Source organism: Psychrobacillus faecigallinarum (assembly GCF_014836595.1).
Classification (GTDB): Bacteria; Bacillota; Bacilli; order Bacillales_A; family Planococcaceae; genus Psychrobacillus; species Psychrobacillus faecigallinarum.
In genome coordinates, this window is record NZ_JACSQO010000002.1 from 160,432 (window position 1) to 178,709 (window position 18,278).

The window sequence follows — 18,278 nt, forward strand, 5'->3', positions numbered from 1 at the left end:
ATAAAGTGGGGCACTTGTTTTATAATTAGTATAGAGAGGAAGGTGACTGTATGAAATGGATTATAGGCTTATTTGTGGTAGTTCCTGCAATTGAGTTATATATATTACTTTTAGCTGGGAAGTCCATTGGAGCATTTAACACCTTACTATTGATCATTGCCACTGGAGTTATTGGTGGTTTTGTAGCCAAAAGACAAGGTATGAAAGCATTCAGGGAGGTTTCTGATAGTGTTAAAAACTATCAAGCACCAGGCGAATCAGCTATAAATGGAATCAGCATTTTTTTAGGAGCAATATTAGTTGTACTTCCAGGGTTTATATCAGATATCCTTGGTTTTTTGCTGCTGTTCTCACCAACAAGAAAATTATTTAAGCCTCTTTTTTATAGATGGATTCGTAAGAAAATGAAAAAAAATCAAATTATCGTGATGAAGTCTTCATAGAACCTCCCCATTTGTTTGCGATTAAATAAATAAAGGGACTAAACAGGATGCCAATAAAGCCGAAAATTAATATTGCCGCTGCACTTAAGAAAAAAACATGAACTGCTTTTATTTGCATGGAGGCCGACCAAAGGAAATTATCTACGATATGTCTAGTCAGCTGAACAAAAATATAAAGCAATAAAATTATACTGCCAAACAGTTTAGCATCCAGTAAAAAGAAGTAAATAGCCATAGGTATTAAAATAATACCTGTCCCTAGAAATGGTATGCTATCGACTAAAGATATTAAAAAAGCATTTTTTATAGGGTTATGTAAGCCAAGTACACTGAAGCCAGTGGCAAGTAGCACAAAAGTTAGAAGTAAAAGCTTCACTTCCACACCTAAAAAGCTATTAACGACTTCCGAAGACTTAATCACTGTTTTATGAAAAAAATCTCTCGTTTTTATTGGAAAATAGATTAGAAACCAAAGTCTGTCCTTCGTGGACTCATATAAAGAAAAAAAAAGCCCGATGCTAAAGAGAAGTATTTCGAAAATATAAGTTGGTAGATGCGTTAGATTAATCAATAAATTATTTAAAATAGTGTCTAGCAACTCTTGAAGCTTATCTTCAAACATAAGAAAAATTGGATGATTTTGTAAATCATCGAATGGTAAGTATAAAAGATGTTCATGAATTAGCGGGATTAGTGTAACTAAAGATTGGAAAATAAAGAATACAAACAACAGAAAACTACTTAATATTATTATCTCTGTTAACAATACACTCATGAAAATTGGAAGTTTAAGTTTTTTATGAAAGAAATTAGATGTTGGAAAAAGCAAGTATCCACACAAAATAGATAACGTTAATGGGTACGCTATAAAAAGGATTAGCAGAATGACTCCTATAGGTATCCAGTAAGATATAATATCTTTCTTGTTCATTTGAAAAGTAACGAGTTTCATCCATTCTTTTATTAGGATAATTTAATTGAAAAGTTATTTTTTAATAATTTTAAGCGTTTTCATTCACAAAATAGCCAAAATTGATTATAATACGAGAGTAAGCATTTTGAAGGTACATATTAAATGCAGGTAAATCTCCATATTACGAGATAAGTAGATGGATAAATTTTACTGTAGAAGGGGAGATAACAAATGACGTCAACTCGTGGTTTAGAAGGAATCGTAGCGACTCAGTCATCGATTAGCTCTATTATAGATGACACACTTACATACGTCGGCTATGATATCGATGATTTAACGAATAATGCAAGTTTTGAAGAGGTTGTATACCTGCTTTGGCACAAACGTCTGCCAAATGCTTCTGAACTAGCAGAATTAAAGCAACAATTGGCTGATAACATGGCAGTTCCTCAAGAAGTTTTGAATCATTTCAAGACTTATCCAATTGATAAAGTTCACCCAATGTCAGCACTAAGAACGGCTGTATCTATGCTAGCATTATATGATGATGCTGCTGAGGATATGTCCGAAGAAGCAAACTACCTAAAAGCTATTCAATTACAAGCTAAAATGTCTACATTAGTAACTGCATTTTCTCGTGTACGTAAAGGATTAGAGCCGGTAGCTCCTAAAACAGATTTAGGCTATGCTGCTAACTTCTTGTACATGCTTTCAGGTGAAATGCCAGAAGAAATTGAAGTTGAAGCTTTCAACAAAGCTTTAGTACTTCATGCAGATCATGAGTTAAATGCTTCTACATTTACTGCACGTGTTTGTGTAGCAACTTTGTCTGATATCTACTCAGGAGTTGTTTCAGCTATCGGAGCTCTTAAAGGGCCACTTCACGGTGGAGCTAATGAGCAAGTGATGAAAATGCTAACTGAAATTGATACTCTAGATAACGTTGATAGCTATATCCAAGATAAATTAGATAACAAAGTTAAAATTATGGGCTTTGGTCACCGTGTATATAGAAAAGGAGATCCACGTGCAAAACACTTACGTGAAATGTCTCAAAAACTTACAACACTTCGTGGTGAATCTAAACTTTATGATATGTCAGTACGTATTGAAGAAATCGTTACTGGTCAAAAGAACTTACCACCAAATGTAGATTTCTATTCTGCATCTGTATACCATTCATTAAATATTGACCATGATTTATTCACACCTATTTTTGCAGTTTCTCGCGTTTCTGGATGGGTAGCTCATATTCTTGAGCAATATTCAGACAACCGATTAATTCGTCCTCGTGCAGAATATGTTGGACCAGGAATGCAAAAATATATTCCAATTGAAGAACGATAATATTAATTGTTTGTAAAAGATTAGGGCTAAACACTCCTGTGTTATTGGCCCTATGATTATGATAGTAGGAGGAAATATACATGACATCTGGTAAAATTACAGTAGAAAACGGTGTACTTAACGTACCAAACACAGCAATCATTCCATTTATTGAAGGTGACGGAACTGGTCCTGATATTTGGGCAGCAGCTTCACGTGTATTAGAATCAGCAGTAGAAAAAGCTTATAACGGAGAAAAGAAAATTGAGTGGAAAGAAGTTCTTGCTGGACAAAAAGCATTTGACCAAACTGGCGAATGGTTACCTCAAGAAACTTTAGACGTTATCAATGAGTACTTAATCGCTATTAAAGGTCCTTTAACTACGCCAATTGGTGGAGGAATCCGTTCATTAAACGTGGCACTTCGCCAAGAACTAGATCTATATACTTGCCTACGCCCAGTTCGTTATTTCACTGGTGTTCCATCTCCAGTTAAACGTCCTGAAGATACAGATATGGTTATTTTCCGTGAAAATACAGAAGATATCTATGCTGGTATCGAATATGCAAAAGGTACAGACAATGCGAAGAAACTAATCGACTTCTTACAAACAGAGTTTGGTGTTAAGAACATCCGTTTCCCAGAAACTTCTGGTATCGGTATTAAACCAATTTCTGAAGAAGGTACTAAACGTTTAGTGCGTGCTGCATTAAATTACATCATTAAAGAAGGTCGCACTTCTTTAACATTAGTACACAAAGGTAACATCATGAAGTTTACTGAAGGAGCTTTCAAAAACTGGGGCTATGAAGTAGCTGAACAAGAGTTTGGTGACAAAGTATTTACTTGGAACCAATACGACAAAATTAAAGAAGAACAAGGTACTGAAGCAGCTGATAAAGCTCAATCTGAAGCACTTGCAGCTGGTAAAATCTTAGTTAAAGATTCAATCGCTGATATCTTCTTACAACAAATTTTAACTCGTCCAAAAGAGTTTGATGTAGTGGCAACTATGAACTTAAATGGGGATTATATCTCTGATGCACTTGCTGCACAAGTTGGTGGTATTGGTATCGCTCCAGGAGCTAACATCAACTACGTAACTGGACATGCTATTTTTGAAGCTACTCATGGTACAGCTCCAAAATATGCAGGTTTAGATAAAGTTAACCCATCTTCAGTAATCCTTTCAGGTGTATTAATGCTTGAGCACCTTGGCTGGAACGAAGCTGCTAAACTTATCATGGACTCAATGGAAAAAACAATTGAATCTAAAGTTGTAACATATGACTTTGCTCGTCTAATGGATGGTGCTAAAGAAGTTAAATGTTCGGAGTTTGCTGACGAATTGATTAAAAATCTTTAATCTGTAGTAATGAAATTTGGTTTAACAAGAGAGAGGATTCTATCCTCTCTTTTCTAATTTGGACAAAAGGAGAGTTACGACATGACAATGAAACGTAATAAAATCTCAGTTATTGGTGCCGGATTCACTGGAGCTACTACAGCATTTTTACTAGCTCAAAAAGAACTAGGAGACATCGTGTTAGTCGATATTCCTCAAGCTGAAAACCCTACTAAAGGAAAAGCGTTGGATATGGCAGAAGCTGGCCCTGTCCAAGGGTTCGACGCTAATATTATTGGAACTTCCAACTATGAGGATACAAAAGACTCAGATCTAGTTATTATTACAGCTGGTATTGCACGTAAACCAGGGATGAGCCGTGACGATTTAGTTCAGACAAACCAAAAAGTAATGAAAGGTGTCACAGGTGAGATTGTTAAATATTCGCCTAACACAACAGTTCTAGTGTTAACTAACCCAGTAGATGCAATGACGTATACTGTTTTCAAAGAATCAGGATTACCTAAAGAAAGAGTTATTGGTCAATCAGGAGTGCTTGATACTGCACGTTTCCGAACTTTTGTTGCTCAGGAGTTGAATCTATCTGTTAAAGATGTGACCGGCTTTGTACTTGGTGGCCACGGAGATGACATGGTTCCTCTTGTAAGATATTCCTATGCTGGAGGTATTCCCTTGGAAAATCTAATCGATGCAGAGCGCTTAGAAGCGATTGTAGATCGCACTCGTAAAGGTGGCGCAGAAATTGTTAACCTTTTAGGAAACGGTTCTGCATACTATGCACCAGCTGCTTCCCTAGTAGAAATGGCAGAGGCTATCTTAAAAGATCAAAAACGTGTTCTTCCTTCTATCGCATATTTAGAGGGCGAGTATGGAATGGAAGGAATATATCTTGGAGTGCCAACTGTACTTGGAGCAGGCGGTATCGAAAAAATTATTGAGTTGGAGTTAACAGAAGAAGAAACGACTTTGTTAAACAAATCTGCTGATACTGTAAAAGCTGTCATGAAGATTTTAAGTGAATAATCATAGTAAAAACGAGCGAGATTAAATTCTCGCTCGTTTTTGTGGCTATAAGATATGCAACATTTAACTCGTCAAAACGTCCATTAAGGGAAATCAATTACATACTTTACTTATGATTATTAAAGTAGGCAGTACAGTGTATTGCGCAAAACTAAGAGTTATTGATAAGATAGAGTTAGACTAAATATAGGGGGATGAATAATAATTGTTAGGTAAAACGTATAAAATTGGAAAGAGTATTGAAGACTTGTCTATAGGAGAAAAATTATCTATAACCGAGAAGATGGAGGATAAGGATTTATTATTATATTTGGGATTGACGAATGATAATAATCCTCTATATATTCAACATGATTTTGCTTCTAAAACAGTATTTGAAAAACCAATTGTACCAACAATTATGTTAACTGGCATTGTGACTTCTGCCATTTCCAAGTATCTTCCTGGTCCGGGTTCTCATGTGAATAAGCAAGAGTTAAATTTTCCTGTACCAACCTATCATTATTCTTTAATAACTTTTACGTTTGTAATAACAGAAGTCAATGTACATAAAAATGAAATTATTATAGAAGTAGAAGGAAAAAATGAGGAAAATGCAATAGTGATGAATGGTATTCTTCATGTGACACCACCTGCTTATCGTTTCTGAAAAACTATAATAACTTCCTATTTAGTTGCAGATTTGGAATGGGGGTTTCAAATCGACTATGGAGGCCAAAATAATGAAAAAAGTATTAGTTGTAGATGATGAGAGTTCAATCGTAACATTATTAAAATATAATTTGGAAGAAGCAGGTTTTCATGTTATAACTGCTTCAGATGGGCAGGAAGGCTTAAACCTTGCCATAGAAGAACAGCCTGATGTCATTTTGTTGGACTGGATGCTACCGCGTTTAGATGGTATGGAAGTGTGTAAGGAGCTACGATTAAAAAAAATCCAGACACCGATTATAATGCTTACAGCAAAAGGAGAAGAGTTTGATAAGGTGCTTGGTCTAGAGCTAGGTGCAGATGACTATATGACAAAACCTTTTAGCCCTAGAGAGGTTACAGCTAGAGTTAAGGCTATGATACGCAGAAGTGTATTAACGTCAGAGCATCAAAAGAAAAATTCCGATGAAAGATATATATTTGGTGGACTGCAAGTATTTCCTGAACGCTTCGAAGTGATCATGAATGATAAGCAGTTGGAATTTACTCCAAAGGAATTCGAACTACTTGTTTACTTAATCGAAAACAAAAATAGAGTGCTTACCCGAGATCAGCTATTAAGCTCTGTTTGGAATTATGATTTTGCTGGAGATACTCGAATCGTAGATGTCCACATTAGTCATTTGAGAGATAAAATAGAAGAAAACAGCCGAAAACCGATTTACATTAAAACTATTAGAGGTCTTGGATATAAATTTGAGGAGCCTAAAAAAGTATGAGCTTTCACAATAGAATATTTCGTACCTATTCTATTTTAATTGGACTTATTCTAGTTGGAATAGGTCTAGCTCTTGCTCAAATCTTTCCTATTTTCATTGAACGTACTACGAGTACAAGCATTGATGGAAAAATAAACGATATTGAAAACTATCTAAGTAGTACGCAGCTTTCTATAGAACAAAGGCAAGAAGTCGTCGAGATACTTGATGCTTCATTGCTAGAAGACAATGTCAATTTTTTTCAAGGTACCTTATGGTTAGTGTTGGCAACAATTTTAATAATTGCATTTCTTATTGCTTTACTTATCGGCTTTAATATCTTAAAGAGGTATGCACAGCCTGTTGAACATTTAACTGAAACAGCTATGGAGCTAGCAAGAGGTAATTATCGTATTAGAGCTTTCGAGGATAACAGTTCAGGTATGTCAAAATTAACGAAATCAATCAATATTCTTGCAAGGAACCTACAGGATATTTCGATAATTCGTGAAACAGAAAAAGAACGACTGAAAACACTGATTGAAAACATGGGGAGCGGTCTAATAATGATCGACCGTAGTGGGATAGTTAGTATTGTTAACCGTTCCTTTCTCAATCAACTCCAGCTTAGCTTTGAACAGGTAAATGGGAAACAATTTCGTAAAATTGGCTTGCCAGAAAAGGTTGAAGCTTTTATAGAAAAGCTATTTTTGACAGAAATGCTCAGTAAAGAACAAATTGCACTGCAACGAAATTTAAGTACTAATCATATGGTAGCATATGGTGCGCCTGTTATAGGGGAGCATGGAAGATGGCTAGGAATAGTTGTTGTGATTCATGATGTCACGGAGTTAGTGAAGCTAGAACAGGTAAGAAAAGACTTCGTTGCTAATGTTTCACACGAATTAAAAACCCCTGTAACATCTATCAAAGGGTTCTCTGAAACACTTTTATACGGTGCATATAAAAAGGAAGATACCTTACTTTCGTTTTTAGAGATAATTTATAAGGAAAGTAATCGTCTACAAATGCTTATTAATGATTTACTGGACTTATCAACTGTCGAGCAAGTTGGATACGAAATTAAGTTAAATAAAGTGAAACTTTATGATGTGCTCATTCAAAGTATTGAAATGACCAATCATTTATTAGAAGAAAAAAATATGGAATTGACCCTCTCTTTGGATGAAAAGGTAGAGGTGCTAGGAGATTCCGATCGAATTATGCAAATCATGATGAACTTATTAACAAATGCAATTACCTATTCTTCTGAGGATACCTTTATCACGATTACTATTGGTAAAGATCATAAATATGGTTACTTTACGATTAAGGATCAAGGAATAGGTATAAAAACTGAAGAAATAGATCGTATTTTTGAACGTTTTTATCGTGTAGATCGAGCTAGGAGTCGCAACTCTGGTGGTACAGGATTAGGTCTGGCAATCGTCAAGCATATAGTTGAAGCTCATCATGGTTTGATAAAAGTTGAAAGTGAGGTAGGAAAAGGTACAGCATTCACTGTGTACATTCCACTCATGAATAGTTAATGGAGGTCATCATGAATAATCAACCCTTTATCCCTATTATAATTGGGACAGATATGAATGCTTACAATATGTCTATTTCCTTCCACGAGGAATACGGTATCAAGCCAATTTTAGTTGGGAAGGAAGAAATGTCCTTCACTAAATTGAGTAGTGTTATAGGTCATATAGAAATACACCCAAACTTATGGGACAAGTCGGAATTCGTGTCCGTTTTAACTGAAGTTGCAAAGAAATATAAAACAGCCGATAAGAAGTTATTATTAATAGGCACAAATGATTTTTATGTGCGTTTGATCATTGAAAATGCAGATGTTTTAAAAGAAATGTTTGTGTTTAATTATATGCCCGAGGATTTAATGAACAACCTTTTAGTAAAGTCTAATTTTTATAAGCTCTGTGAAGAGCATGGTATAGATACACCTAAAACGTATTTTTACTCTTGCGCTAAAAAACAACCATTTACAGAAGATGTCCTTTTCCCATTAATCATCAAGCCTAGTAATGGGGTTGAATATTATAAGCATAAATTTGTAGGGCAACAAAAAGTATATAGAGTTGAAACTCAGCAGGAATTAGATGACGTGATTCGCAAGGTAAATGAAAGTGGCTATGAGGAAGACTTAATCATCCAGGATTATATTCCTGGAGATGACACATATATGTGGGATTCTGTGTTTTATGTTAGCTCGGAGGGCAAGGCACAGCTAAGTACACTTGCTCAAGTTGTTTTACAAGAGCACACGGTTACGGCGATTGGAAACTATACTGCACTTATTACTCGCTATGATGAAGAGTTAATGAAAAAGCTTCAACACTTCCTTGAAGCGATTGGATATGTCGGTTTTGCTAACTTCGATTTAAAATATGATGAGCGAGATGGCAAATATAAAGTATTTGAAGTTAATATTAGACAAGGTCGATCTAGCTACTATGTTACTGCACTCGGACATAACATGGCTCGATATATGGTGGATGATGTGATTTACCATAAAGAAAAACCGCTGACCCTACTAAATGAACATTACTTGTTCACAGTAGTTCCTAAAATAGTTTTAAAGAAATTCGTGGATAATCTTTCTATCCAACAGGAAATTCGTTTGCTATTAGGTGAAGGTAAGTGGGGGAACCCATTGTTTTATAAAGGGGATAAGAATTTGAAACGTAAGTTCTACCTGATGGCCCGTCAGGTGAATTATTATAAAAAATATCAAAATAATAAATGGTAAGTTAAGTTTTACAAGAAATTCACACGCCATTTACAATACTTTGATACATTTTATATAGACCCCTTTTCCAAACGAAATACTTTAAAAGGCTAGCACTAGTTGCTGGCCTTTTATTGTGTAGTATAATTCTAGTTAATTCAAACAGATTTCCGCTATAGTCGGACGCTTTCCGTGGGGTGAGCGATAAGCCATCACCGTCGCTTACGCGTCGGGCGTGATGTCTTATCTGTCTCACTCATCCCACAGGAGTCGCCGCCAGTCACTTCAATCATCTGTTAAGTATTAATGAGAAAGTCATATAGCGACTCTACTATATAAAGTAATCAGTTACAGATAATTTACTGGAAGAGTGAGAACGAGAGATGGCGGATTTCCGCTATAGTCGGACGCTTTCCGTGGGATGAGCGATAAGCCATCACCGTCGCTTGCACGTCGTTTGTGATGTCTTATCTGTCTCATTCATCCCACAGGAGTCGCCGCCTTCCGCTTCAATCATCTGTTGAATATTAATGAGAAAGTCATATGAGCGAATTTAACTATATAAAGTTATCAATGACAGATAATTTACTGGAAGAGTGAGAACAAGAGATGAGAGATTTCCGCTTTCGTCGGATGATGGAGGGATCAATAAGCCATCGCATTCGTCTACGAGTCTTAAATTGAACAGGAGTGAAACTGATGAAAAAATTAGATGAAAAACTGTGTGAAAAAATTAAATATGCTTTATCTAATTCCTGGTCTATTGAATCGAGTACTAAATGGAGTAAAGAGAATATAGCAAAAGGTCAATGTGGTGTAACAACTTTAGTAGTTCATGATTTATTGGGTGGAGAAATTTTGAAAACTAAGCTATTAGACGGCTGGCATTTTTATAATAGTATTAATGGCAAACGTTATGATTTTACTGACAGTCAATTTAAGGGAGCAATAGAGTACATGGACGCTCCCTCAAACAGAGAAGAAGCTTATTTAGATACCAATGAAACACAATACAGTTACTTGAAACAAAAAGTATTAAATATACTAGAACAACTTTTATAATAATTATTTAATGGATTTATGGTAAAATCGGAAAAAAGTTAATATATGGGGGGTATTTTATGAAACTTATCAATATATTGTTCGGATTTATAGTTTGTATTTGTATTGGTTCTGTATTGAATATACTACTTAAGACGACCAAAAAAGAGATTGGCTTATTACATTCTTAATAAGTCTAGCTTTATCAATAATAATAGTGCCTTTGTTAGGGAGAGGATTAAGAGAAGTTTATTGAACTAACACGGCTTTAGTTTAACAAGCAAAGTCAATTTTCTATGTCCTCATTGTGAACATATAGCTGGTAACGGAAATTGAATAATAAATCGAAGGGCATCTATTGGGTGCTCTTTTTATATTTGAAAGTAGAAAAGTAATATGAAACATTAACTTTACTAATATTCCAAATAGGCTGATAATAATATTAGTATTAATTACTTTATTAGTGGTGGAAGATATTTTATGAGCGGGAAAAACAAAGAAGAGACACACGCATCATCGTTAGTTGAAAAAGCATCTGAACTATTAGAAAAAGAAAAAATTGACCTTTCGTTAGAAGATATTGAAAATCTAATGCAACTTGCACCAAATATTAAAGATATGTTCTTAAAAGTAACCGATTTGTCCAGTAGTTCATCACAAAATGTTTTTGACGTTTTAAAACAGATTATATTAGTCTATAAGGATGAATTGAAAAGAGTTGATATTACTCAAGAACAAAGGGAAGCGATTTACGATCGAATGGATAAACATGCTCAGAGTGCACGCGAACAAGACGATAGTAATAAAAAGTTCATTGTTGGTGTAATTGCAACAGTACTAACTGTAGCTGGAGGTGCAGCTGTTAAATATGGCCCAAAGATTATTGGTGGTTTGATTAAGAAATAAAATAAGAAGTGAGCTTGAAACAGCTTTTTTGTTAACATCAGGAACCTAATGCGTATGAATTTATTTAAAGGGGTTATGAGTATGATTCATTATAGTCATATGCCAGAAGGCTATGTTTGTCCATTTTGTCTTTTGGTAAAAGGTATTGAGGATAAAGAAGACAAGCTAATCCAATCTAAACAGCAAGATATTGTGTACAAAGATGATTATGTAACGGCTTTAATCGCAACATTGTGGTGGCCAAATAATAAAGCGCATGTAATCATCGTTCAAATAAACATTTTGAAAATATTTTCGACTTACCTGTTGAATATGCTACACGAATTCATCAGTTGGCTCAGAAGATATCCTATGCATTAAAGGAGTGCTACAAATGCGATGGTATCTCCACTCGACAACACAACGAACCTGGAGGAAGCCAGGATGTTTGGCATTATCATTTACATGTTTATCCACGCTATAATAATGATGATCTTTATCGAACTGACGGCAAGTTAAGTTCTTCAGAGGAAAGGCTAAGCTATGCTGAACAGCTAAGAACCTGGTTTGAAATAGATAAGTTGAATAATGATAAATGAAATTCACAAAATACATTTTCCCACTTTAACAAAAACGGCATTTTAGTTTAATAAAGGTCTAGATTATTACGGTAAAGTTGGATTGTGGAGGGGGATAATATGTCAAAGTATATTAGTATATTTTTCTTAACTTTAATGGTTAGTGTAATTTTCTTTTTTCTATTTGGAAATGTGTTTGATGGCGGTGATGCTACCGAAACAGCAATCTATATATTCGGTACAATAATTGTTATACTTCTATCATTTATGATTTCACTCATGTACTACTTAATAAATTTGTTGAATTTATTAAAAAGAAAACTTTAACATGACTTTTAACTAACGGGGCAGGGAGTTAGGAAAATATGAAACCATTACAAGGGAAAATTGCTGTTGTTACAGGTGCATCCCGTGGTGCAGGTAGGGGCATTGCTTTTCAACTAGGCAGTGCAGGAGCGACGGTGTATGTGACAGGACGGAGTGTAAAGGGGTCTAGAACCGATAATCGACCAGAAACCATTGAAGAAACTGCCGATGGTGTTACTTCACGAGGAGGTAAAGGCATCGCAATACAGTGTGACCATACAAGTGACAATGATGTAAGGAACTTATTTGAGCAAATTGAAAGGGAACATGGTCGCATTGATATTTTAGTTAATAGTGTATTTGGTGGGTCCGAAAGTTCTCTACCATCAGGAGATGGGCGGCATTTTTGGGAACGACCACTGGAGCATTGGGATGCTATGATGGTTGCTGGACCGCAAGCTTATTTGCTGACTACTCGATATGCTGTACCTCTGATGGCCCAACACCATAAAGGGTTAATTGTAAATATCACATTTTTTATCAAAGACAAAATCTCAAGTAATTTATATTACGATTTAGCTATGAATGCTATCAATCGAATGACAGTAGGAATGGCAAAGGAATTAAAGGAATACAACGTTTCAGCCGTTGCTGTTTGCCCTGGTTGGATGAGAACAGAAAGAGTTATAGACTCGGGTTTTGGACCAGAGGATGGAACAACTGAAACGACGGCGTATGTAGGCCGTGCGGTTGTCGCATTGGCATCAGACACTACGGTATCTAAGTTTTCTGGAGAAACAATAATGGTGGCTGAGCTAGCGAGAAAATATGGCTTTACCGATGTCGATGGAACTCAACCTTTGCCGTATGAATGATAATCAGCTTTCTGTCTATAGAGAGCGAGAGTTGAAAATCATTTAATTATTAATACAAAAGAATGATAGTGAAATATGCACTTAAACTAACGGTGTGCTTTACATCAAGAGGGAGTAAAGCCCTTTTTCTTATTGAGCTAAACAACAGGTTAGTTGAACAGTGTTGTTTAAATTGTGCTCAACAAACGCGTCATTTAACTGAATAATACAAGGGGGTATTAAATATGTCTAAAGATGTTATTGCCATAGTAGCCATAGTTTCTTTTGTGATATGGATTGCGGTTTCCCAAGAGGCTGCAAAACCTTCAAAAGAGATAAATTGGCGAAAAATGATAACCTTACTGTCCGCAGGATCTTTATCGGCATTAGTTATAACTATTTCGCTTTTTCAAAGCCTGCCGTTTTAGTTACGTTAACGAGGTGCTATAGTAAAAAAATGGTATCAAGATATAATGAGCGTGGAGATACATTTTCCAGCTCATTTTTTATTGCACTTTTAAATCAACCTTAACTTTTAACGTAGCATAAAAAATCTAAATATTTATATTTTTGAAACCATCTACCCTTTCTTTCCGTAAAAGAATTATATAGAGAGAAAGGGGAAAAGATATGAGTACAAAAAGATTATTGACCATTATCGCTGTTTCTATAGTTGGAATTATTCTTTTATCCGCAGTATTTACTTCTTGGTATACAGTAGATGAATCAGAACAGGCAATCGTCATTACGTTTGGTGAGGCGAGTGAGCCAATAACAGAGTCTGGTTTGAAATTTAAACTTCCTTGGCCGATTCAGAAGGTAGAAAAGTTATCAAAAGAAACCTTTAGCCTTCAGTTTGGATACAAGCAGGATGAGAGTGGGGAAATAACCTCATATGACAAGGATACAAAAATGATAACAGGTGACGACAATATCGTATTGACGGACCTAGTAGTACAATACAAAATTACCGATCCAAAATCGTACCTATTTAATTCCGAAAATCCAAAAGAAATGTTGCATGATGCAACCTCAGCATCCATTCGTTCAGTTATAGGGAATTCTAAAATTGATGATGCATTAACTTCTGGGAAGGCTCAAATAGAAGCAGATACAAACGAGCTTCTAGGGTCATTGATTAAAAAGTATGATATAGGAATTACTGTCTTAACGGTAAAATTACAAGATGTAGAGCTTCCAAATGCAGAGGTTCGTGCAGCTTTCACAGCAGTAACGGATGCGGAGGAAACAAAAAATACAAAGGTAAACCAAGCAGAAAAATATGAAAATGAGAAAATAAGTGTTGCTGAGGGAGAAGTAGATGCAATTATCTCTGAAGCTCGTGGTTACCAAACAGCCCGCATAGAACAAGCCAAAGGGGATGTAGCCTTATTTGATAAGCTTTATGCTGAATATCAAAATAACAAAGAGATAACAAGACAGCGATTAGTAATGGAGACATTAGATTCCGTTTTACCGGGCGCGAAAATTTATATTATGAATGATGATGGTGGAACGATGAAATACTTACCATTACAACCGCTAGAATCTACTAAACAAAATGCACCTGCAGCTACCACAACAAATGAATCGAAGACAGAAGAAGGGAGTGGACAATAATGTCAGATAACAACAACCCTTTTGCAAATTTAGAATCTAAGTTTAAGACTGTTCCGAATAAACCAAAGAAAGAAAAGACACCAATCGATTTTAAAAAGCATACTAAGTCTTTTATTACTATCTTAGTAGTCTTTGTAATAGCAGTAATTGCCCTTGCTAATATTTATGTAGTGAAAGAAGGGGAATATAAGGTTATTCGTCAGTTTGGTGAGATTAAAAGCATTAAGGATTCACCAGGATTGCATATGAAAATCCCATTTGTCCAAAGTGTAACGACCATTCCAAAATATCAAATGAATCATAATCTGTCTGAGGCAGAAATAAATACAATGGATAAACGTCGAATAATTATTGATAATTATGCAATTTGGAGAGTAGTTAATCCTAAAGATATGATTTCTAATGCAGGGAATATTGTTAATGCAAGCTCACGTATGGAAGAATTCATCTATTCTGTCGTTCGTTCAGAGCTTGGTCAATTAAATTATAACGAAATCATTAATGATGAAAACTCATCTCGAGGAAGCCTTAACGATCAAATAACACAAGAAGTTAATGAACTTCTAGCAAAAGATAAATATGGTATTGAAGTAGTAGATGTGCGTATTAAACGAACAGACTTGCCAGAAGAGAATGAGCAATCTGTTTATAACGAAATGATTTCCGATCGTGAAAGTGTTGCTCAAAAGTTTTTATCTACTGGTGATGCTGACAAGAGGAGAATTGAAGCAGAAACGGATAGTAAAGTTATTCAAATGCAGGCTGCTGCAAAAAAAGAAGCTGCACTTCTTGTAGCAGAAGGTGATGCGGAGGCAGCGAGAATTTATAACTCGAGCTTTTCTAAAGATCCTGAATTCTATTCGTTATACAGAACATTAGAATCCTATAAGAAAACCATTGGTGAAGATACAATGATTATTATTCCATCAGATTCACCTTATGCTAATATCCTTTCAGGATACTTAGAATAGTATATGAATCGTCATTCCCCTTACTGTCATGGTAAGATATAGGGAATGACGATTTTATTTTTAGCAAAATGTATTAATACAAAAATACACTTTTAATAATGTGTAGAAGCTAATGTAAAACAATATAAACCAAGGAGTGAATTTATTCATGTCTTCTGAAAAAATTCTATTATTAGATGGGAATAGTTTGGCTTATCGCGCATTCTTTGCTCTTCCTTTATTAACAAATGAACATGGAATACATACGAACGCCGTGTATGGCTTTACGATGATGCTCCAAAAAATTATGGACGAGGAAAATCCCACGCATATGCTTGTGGCATTTGATGCTGGGAAAACAACCTTCAGACATTCTACATTTGGAGAATATAAGGGTGGCAGACAGAAAACTCCACCAGAGCTTTCTGAGCAATTCCCGTATTTACGCAAGCTAATCGATGCTTATGGTATTAAACGCTATGAGCTGGAAATGTATGAGGCAGACGATATTATAGGGACGCTTAGCCGCCAGGCGGAGACGACGGGTCAGCAAGTAGTCATTGTGTCAGGGGACAAAGATTTAACTCAGCTAGCTACAGACTCCACGACTGTTTACATTACAAGAAAAGGAATAACAGATATAGAGAAATATACACCGGAGCATGTTCAGGAAAAATACGGACTAACCCCGCTTCAAATCATTGATATGAAGGGATTGATGGGAGATGCTTCCGATAATATCCCGGGAGTTCCAGGTGTAGGAGAAAAAACAGCGATTAAACTATTAAAGGAGCATGGCTCTGTCGAAAATCTATACAAGGCACTTGACTCTGTTAGCGGTGCTAAGCTAAAGGAGAAGCTTGTTGCTAACGAGGAACAGGCGAAGATGAGTAAGGTGCTCGCTACCATTGAAACAAATGCTCCTATTGAAGTTTCACTTGAAGATATCACTTATAGCGGACCAAACATGGATGAAGTGATCTCTATATGGAAGGAACTATCCTTTAAAACTTTATTAGAAAAAACGGAATATGTGGCGGAAGAGCAATCTACTACTGAAACGAAATTTGAAATAGTAAAGGAAATAGATTTCACTTTATTAAAGGATGAAATGTCTCTTCACTTGGAATTATATGATGAACAATACCATACAGCGGATTTATTAGGAATCGCTTTATCCGATGGAGAGCAATCCTATTTTGTTCCAGGGGAAGCTGCTTTTCATTCAAAAGAATTTTGTACATGGCTAGAGGATGAGTCGAAGACAAAATATGTAGTGGACTCCAAGGCGACCCAAGCGGTAAGTAGAAAGCATGGAGTTAGCATTTCCGGAGTAGAGTTTGACCTAACGCTGGCAGCTTATATTGATAATGCCTCATTATCTGCAGACGATGTTGCAACTATTGGAAAAGAGTATGGTTATTTTAATGTATTAAGCAACGAGCAGATATATGGAAAGGGAGCAAAAAAATCTGTTCCAGAGGAAGAGAAACTGGCGGAGCATGCTACTAGGAAGGCTTTGGCTATCTGGCATTTAAAGCCTATTTTAGAAAAGAAATTAAAAGAAAATGAACAATTTAAGCTATATAAGGAATTGGAATTGCCACTTGCTTCTATTTTAGGAACGATGGAGTCGGATGGAGTAAAGGTAGATAAGCAGGTTCTTGTAGAAATGGGTCATGATTTAGAGATCAAGCTACAACAAATTGAAAAGGACATTCATGCCCTAGCAGGTGAAGCATTTAATATCAATTCGCCTAAGCAGCTTGGAGTGATTCTTTTTGAAAAACTAGGACTACCGCCTATTAAGAAAACTAAGACAGGTTATTCTACAGCAGCCGATGTATTAGAGAAGCTTGCAAATGAGCATGAAATCATAGAGCAAATTCTTCAATACCGTCAGTTAGGAAAGTTAAATTCAACCTATATCGAAGGTCTCCTAAAAGAGATCCATACAGATGATGGGAAAATCCACACAAGATATCAGCAGGCGCTTACTACAACAGGACGTTTAAGCTCTGTTAACCCTAACTTACAGAATATACCTATCCGTATCGAGGAAGGAAGAAAGATTCGTAAAGCGTTTGTTCCATCTAACCCGGAATGGGTGATGTTTGCAGCTGACTATTCTCAAATAGAGTTACGTGTGCTTGCTCATATGTCGGAGGATGATAATCTAATCGAAGCATTTAACAATAATATGGATATTCATACTAAAACTGCTATGGATGTGTTTCATGTAGGTGCAGACGAGGTTGACTCGAATATGCGCCGTGCTGCCAAGGCTGTAAACTTTGGAATTGTTTATGGAATTAGTGACTATGGTCTTTCTCAAAGCCTAGATATCACACGCAAAGAAGCGGCTGTTTTTATCGACAAGTATTTAAAAAGCTTCCCAGGCGTGAAAGAATATATGGATGAAAGTATACAAACAGCGAAACAAAAAGGTTTTGTTACTACAATATTAAATAGAAGAAGATATTTACCTGAGATTACAAGCTCTAATTTTAACTTGAGAAGCTTTGCAGAGCGTACGGCGATGAATACGCCTATCCAAGGAAGTGCAGCCGATATCATTAAAAAAGCAATGATTGATATGGCTGAACGATTAGAAAAAGAAAATATGCAAACAAAAATGCTCCTGCAAGTGCATGATGAACTAATCTTTGAGGCTCCTCCAGAGGAGATAGCTCTATTAGAAAAAATTGTCCCGGAAGTAATGGAATCAGCGATTAAATTAAATGTGCCTTTAAAAGTTGAATATGCATATGGATCATCTTGGTACGATACAAAGTAAGGAGTTTTAAG

At 35.8% G+C, this 18,278-nt stretch carries 19 protein-coding genes; 18 read left to right on the top strand and 1 reads right to left on the bottom strand.

The genetic code is table 11. The features are described 5' to 3' along the window. The first annotated feature begins 50 nt into the window (after positions 1 to 50). Positions 51 to 443, top strand: a complete 393-nt coding sequence (locus tag H9650_RS05485) for an FxsA family protein (protein ID WP_144535407.1) — start codon at positions 51 to 53, stop codon at positions 441 to 443. Here H9650_RS05485 and H9650_RS05490 read toward each other — a convergent pair. Continuing rightward, the gene (locus H9650_RS05490) at positions 421 to 1,395 is read right to left on the bottom strand and encodes an AI-2E family transporter (protein WP_151113553.1); all 975 of its coding nucleotides are present in this window, start codon (positions 1,393 to 1,395) and stop codon (positions 421 to 423) included. The two genes, H9650_RS05485 and H9650_RS05490, sit on opposite strands and share 23 nt — an antisense overlap. 192 nt (positions 1,396 to 1,587) lie before the next feature. On the opposite strand from H9650_RS05490, the gene citZ reads away from it, so the two are divergent. From citZ to polA, 17 genes are all read left to right on the top strand, one after another. Then, a complete protein-coding gene (citZ, locus tag H9650_RS05495) occupies positions 1,588 to 2,703 on the top strand; it encodes a citrate synthase (RefSeq protein ID WP_144535411.1) in 1,116 nt (371 codons plus the stop codon). Between the two features lie 80 nt (positions 2,704 to 2,783). Further along, the gene (gene icd, locus H9650_RS05500) at positions 2,784 to 4,049 is read left to right on the top strand and encodes an NADP-dependent isocitrate dehydrogenase (RefSeq protein WP_144535413.1); all 1,266 of its coding nucleotides are present in this window, start codon (positions 2,784 to 2,786) and stop codon (positions 4,047 to 4,049) included. An 81-nt stretch (positions 4,050 to 4,130) separates the two neighbouring features. Beyond that, a complete protein-coding gene (gene mdh / locus H9650_RS05505) occupies positions 4,131 to 5,072 on the top strand; it encodes a malate dehydrogenase (protein WP_144535415.1) in 942 nt (313 codons plus the stop codon). 205 nt (positions 5,073 to 5,277) lie between these two features. Beyond that, positions 5,278 to 5,721, top strand: a complete 444-nt coding sequence (locus tag H9650_RS05510) for a MaoC/PaaZ C-terminal domain-containing protein (RefSeq protein ID WP_225215933.1) — start codon at positions 5,278 to 5,280, stop codon at positions 5,719 to 5,721. 70 nt (positions 5,722 to 5,791) lie between these two features. Then, on the top strand, positions 5,792 to 6,502 hold the full coding sequence (locus H9650_RS05515; RefSeq protein WP_144537110.1) for a response regulator transcription factor: 711 nt from the start codon (positions 5,792 to 5,794) through the stop codon (positions 6,500 to 6,502). Then, positions 6,499 to 8,031: a two-component system histidine kinase PnpS gene (gene pnpS, locus H9650_RS05520; protein ID WP_144535417.1), complete on the top strand. Its 1,533-nt coding sequence runs from the start codon at positions 6,499 to 6,501 to the stop codon at positions 8,029 to 8,031. The genes H9650_RS05515 and pnpS overlap by 4 nt, the downstream gene beginning before the upstream one ends. 11 nt (positions 8,032 to 8,042) lie before the next feature. Then, on the top strand, positions 8,043 to 9,257 hold the full coding sequence (locus H9650_RS05525) for a carboxylate--amine ligase (protein ID WP_151113557.1): 1,215 nt from the start codon (positions 8,043 to 8,045) through the stop codon (positions 9,255 to 9,257). A 678-nt stretch (positions 9,258 to 9,935) separates the two neighbouring features. Further along, positions 9,936 to 10,298, top strand: coding sequence for a YunG family protein (locus H9650_RS05530; RefSeq protein WP_191696772.1), 363 nt, complete (start codon positions 9,936 to 9,938; stop codon positions 10,296 to 10,298). 459 nt (positions 10,299 to 10,757) lie between these two features. Beyond that, positions 10,758 to 11,183 (top strand): hypothetical protein, encoded by a 426-nt coding sequence (locus tag H9650_RS05535; protein WP_191696773.1) that lies wholly within the window; start codon positions 10,758 to 10,760, stop codon positions 11,181 to 11,183. A gap of 81 nt (positions 11,184 to 11,264) precedes the next feature. Next, positions 11,265 to 11,543: a hypothetical protein gene (locus H9650_RS20390; RefSeq protein ID WP_225215935.1), complete on the top strand. Its 279-nt coding sequence runs from the start codon at positions 11,265 to 11,267 to the stop codon at positions 11,541 to 11,543. Continuing rightward, positions 11,516 to 11,761 (top strand): HIT family protein, encoded by a 246-nt coding sequence (locus tag H9650_RS20395; protein ID WP_225215936.1) that lies wholly within the window; start codon positions 11,516 to 11,518, stop codon positions 11,759 to 11,761. Before H9650_RS20390 ends, H9650_RS20395 begins: the two co-directional genes overlap by 28 nt. Positions 11,762 to 11,860: 99 nt before the next feature. After that, on the top strand, positions 11,861 to 12,067 hold the full coding sequence (locus H9650_RS05545; protein WP_144535425.1) for a hypothetical protein: 207 nt from the start codon (positions 11,861 to 11,863) through the stop codon (positions 12,065 to 12,067). 38 nt (positions 12,068 to 12,105) lie between these two features. Next, positions 12,106 to 12,921, top strand: a complete 816-nt coding sequence (locus tag H9650_RS05550) for an SDR family NAD(P)-dependent oxidoreductase (RefSeq protein ID WP_151113562.1) — start codon at positions 12,106 to 12,108, stop codon at positions 12,919 to 12,921. A gap of 224 nt (positions 12,922 to 13,145) precedes the next feature. Continuing rightward, positions 13,146 to 13,328, top strand: coding sequence for a hypothetical protein (locus H9650_RS05555; protein WP_151113564.1), 183 nt, complete (start codon positions 13,146 to 13,148; stop codon positions 13,326 to 13,328). Between the two features lie 202 nt (positions 13,329 to 13,530). After that, positions 13,531 to 14,520: an FtsH protease activity modulator HflK gene (hflK, locus tag H9650_RS05560; RefSeq protein WP_191696774.1), complete on the top strand. Its 990-nt coding sequence runs from the start codon at positions 13,531 to 13,533 to the stop codon at positions 14,518 to 14,520. Further along, positions 14,520 to 15,491 carry a protease modulator HflC gene (hflC, locus tag H9650_RS05565; protein ID WP_144535434.1) on the top strand — a complete coding sequence of 324 codons (972 nt, stop codon included), beginning with the start codon at positions 14,520 to 14,522 and terminating at the stop codon, positions 15,489 to 15,491. Before hflK ends, hflC begins: the two co-directional genes overlap by 1 nt. Before the next feature lie 148 nt (positions 15,492 to 15,639). Further along, positions 15,640 to 18,267: a DNA polymerase I gene (gene polA / locus H9650_RS05570; RefSeq protein ID WP_191696775.1), complete on the top strand. Its 2,628-nt coding sequence runs from the start codon at positions 15,640 to 15,642 to the stop codon at positions 18,265 to 18,267. The last annotated feature ends 11 nt before the right edge of the window (positions 18,268 to 18,278 follow it).

Bases quoted from the DNA above. Each gene is read 5' to 3' on its own strand.
- polA (WP_191696775.1), top strand. From the start codon at position 15,640: ATGTCTTCTGAAAAAATTCTATTATTAGATGGGAATAGTTTGGCTTAT.
- H9650_RS05555 (WP_151113564.1), top strand. From the start codon at position 13,146: ATGTCTAAAGATGTTATTGCCATAGTAGCCATAGTTTCTTTTGTGATA.
- mdh (WP_144535415.1), top strand. From the start codon at position 4,131: ATGACAATGAAACGTAATAAAATCTCAGTTATTGGTGCCGGATTCACT.
- hflK (WP_191696774.1), top strand. From the start codon at position 13,531: ATGAGTACAAAAAGATTATTGACCATTATCGCTGTTTCTATAGTTGGA.
- hflC (WP_144535434.1), top strand. From the start codon at position 14,520: ATGTCAGATAACAACAACCCTTTTGCAAATTTAGAATCTAAGTTTAAG.
- H9650_RS05550 (WP_151113562.1), top strand. From the start codon at position 12,106: ATGAAACCATTACAAGGGAAAATTGCTGTTGTTACAGGTGCATCCCGT.
- H9650_RS05530 (WP_191696772.1), top strand. From the start codon at position 9,936: ATGAAAAAATTAGATGAAAAACTGTGTGAAAAAATTAAATATGCTTTA.
- H9650_RS05545 (WP_144535425.1), top strand. From the start codon at position 11,861: ATGTCAAAGTATATTAGTATATTTTTCTTAACTTTAATGGTTAGTGTA.
- H9650_RS05535 (WP_191696773.1), top strand. From the start codon at position 10,758: ATGAGCGGGAAAAACAAAGAAGAGACACACGCATCATCGTTAGTTGAA.
- pnpS (WP_144535417.1), top strand. From the start codon at position 6,499: ATGAGCTTTCACAATAGAATATTTCGTACCTATTCTATTTTAATTGGA.
- citZ (WP_144535411.1), top strand. From the start codon at position 1,588: ATGACGTCAACTCGTGGTTTAGAAGGAATCGTAGCGACTCAGTCATCG.
- H9650_RS05525 (WP_151113557.1), top strand. From the start codon at position 8,043: ATGAATAATCAACCCTTTATCCCTATTATAATTGGGACAGATATGAAT.
- H9650_RS05490 (WP_151113553.1), bottom strand. From the start codon at position 1,395: ATGAAACTCGTTACTTTTCAAATGAACAAGAAAGATATTATATCTTAC.
- H9650_RS20390 (WP_225215935.1), top strand. From the start codon at position 11,265: ATGATTCATTATAGTCATATGCCAGAAGGCTATGTTTGTCCATTTTGT.
- icd (WP_144535413.1), top strand. From the start codon at position 2,784: ATGACATCTGGTAAAATTACAGTAGAAAACGGTGTACTTAACGTACCA.
- H9650_RS05485 (WP_144535407.1), top strand. From the start codon at position 51: ATGAAATGGATTATAGGCTTATTTGTGGTAGTTCCTGCAATTGAGTTA.